The organism is Streptomyces sporangiiformans (assembly GCF_005768555.2).
Lineage (GTDB): Bacteria > Actinomycetota > Actinomycetes > Streptomycetales > Streptomycetaceae > Streptomyces > Streptomyces sporangiiformans.
In genome coordinates, this window is record NZ_VCHX02000230.1 from 1 (window position 1) to 1,884 (window position 1,884).

Below are 1,884 nucleotides of genomic sequence, written 5' to 3' on the forward strand. Positions count from 1 at the left end.
CGCCCGTCCCTCGTCGAGGGGCGGGCGCGGGGCGCGGGCGTGGGGCTCGCCACACCCCATCGCGTCGCTTTGACGATTAGACTGGGCCGCGTGCCTCAACTACGCCTCGCCCTGAATCAGATCGACTCGACGGTCGGCGATCTCGCCGGGAACGCCGAGGCGATCCTCCGTTGGACCCGGCACTCGGCCGAGCAGGGAGCGCATCTGGTGGCGTTCCCGGAGATGGTGCTGACCGGGTATCCCGTCGAGGACCTGGCTCTGCGGTCGTCCTTCGTGGATGCTTCCCGCGCGGCTCTGAAGGACCTGGCCGTGCGGCTCGCCGACGAGGGGTTCGGGGATCTGCCCGTGATCGTCGGCTACCTCGACCGGTCGGAGACGGCCCAGCCGAAGTACGGGCAGCCGGCCGGAGCACCGCGGAACGCCGCCGCCGTGCTGCACGGCGGCGAAGTGGTGCTCCGCTTCGCCAAGCATCACCTGCCGAACTACGGCGTCTTCGACGAGTTCCGCTACTTCGTGCCCGGCGACACCCTGCCGGTCGTGCGGGTGCACGGCATCGATGTGGCCCTCGCGATCTGTGAGGACCTCTGGCAGGACGGCGGCCGGGTGCCGGCGACACGAACGGCCGGGGCGGGGCTGCTGCTCTCCATCAACGCCTCCCCGTACGAGCGCGACAAGGACGACACCCGCCTGGAGCTCGTGCGCAAGCGGGCGCAGGAGGCCGGCTGCACCACCGCGTATCTCGCCATGATCGGCGGACAGGACGAGCTCGTCTTCGACGGTGACTCGATCGTCGTCGACCGGGACGGCGAAGTCGTCGCACGGGCCCCGCAGTTCGCCGAAGGGTGCATCGTCCTCGACCTCGATCTGCCCGCCGCTGCCGCAGAGCCCCCCTCGGGCGTCGTGGACGACGGGCTGCGGATCGAGCACCTCGTCCTCTCCGGGGAGCCGCTGCCCGCGTACGAGCCGGAGCTGTCCGGAGGGTACGCGGAGCGGCTCGACGACGACGAGGAGGTGTACTCGGCGCTCGTGGTGGGGCTGCGGGCCTATGTGGCGAAGAACGGTTTCCGCTCCGTGCTGGTCGGGCTCTCGGGTGGCATCGACTCCGCGCTCGTCGCCGCCATCGCGTGCGACGCGCTCGGCGCGCAGAACGTGTACGGGGTCTCGATGCCCTCCAAGTACTCCTCGGACCATTCCAAGGACGACGCGGCCGAGTTGGCGCGGCGTACCGGGCTCAACCTCCGGACCGTGGCGATCGAGCCGATGTTCGACGCGTACATGGCCTCGCTCGGGCTGTCGGGGCTCGCCGAGGAGAACCTCCAGTCGCGGCTGCGCGGCACGATGCTGATGGCGATCTCCAACCAGGAGGGTCACATCGTGCTGGCGCCGGGCAACAAGTCCGAGCTGGCGGTGGGGTATTCGACGCTCTACGGCGACTCGGTCGGCGCGTACGGGCCCATCAAGGACGTGTACAAGTCGTCGGTCTTCCGGCTGGCCGGGTGGCGGAACCGGGCGGCGGCCGAGCGGGGGCAGACCCCGCCGATCCCGGAGAACTCCATCACCAAGCCGCCGAGCGCCGAGCTGCGCCCGGGCCAGGTCGACACCGACTCGCTGCCGGACTATCCCGTCCTGGACGCGATCCTGGAGCTGTACGTCGACCGTGATACGGGCGCCGACGCGATCGTCGCCGCCGGATTCGACCACGAGTTGGTCACCAAGACGCTGCGCATGGTCGACGCGGCGGAGTACAAGCGGCGCCAGTACCCGCCGGGTACGAAGATCTCGGCCAAGGGCTTCGGCAAGGACCGCCGACTGCCGATCACGAACCGCTGGCGCGAGCACGTCTGAGGTCGGTACGGCGAAGGGGGCGCCCGGTGTGCACCGGGC

Annotated in this window: 1 protein-coding gene; it reads left to right on the top strand. The window is 70.4% G+C overall.

The features are described 5' to 3' along the window. Positions 1-90 precede the first annotated feature (90 nt). On the top strand, positions 91-1,845 hold the full coding sequence (locus FGD71_RS35055; protein WP_119104601.1) for an NAD+ synthase: 1,755 nt from the start codon (positions 91-93) through the stop codon (positions 1,843-1,845). Positions 1,846-1,884: the final 39 nt, after the last annotated feature.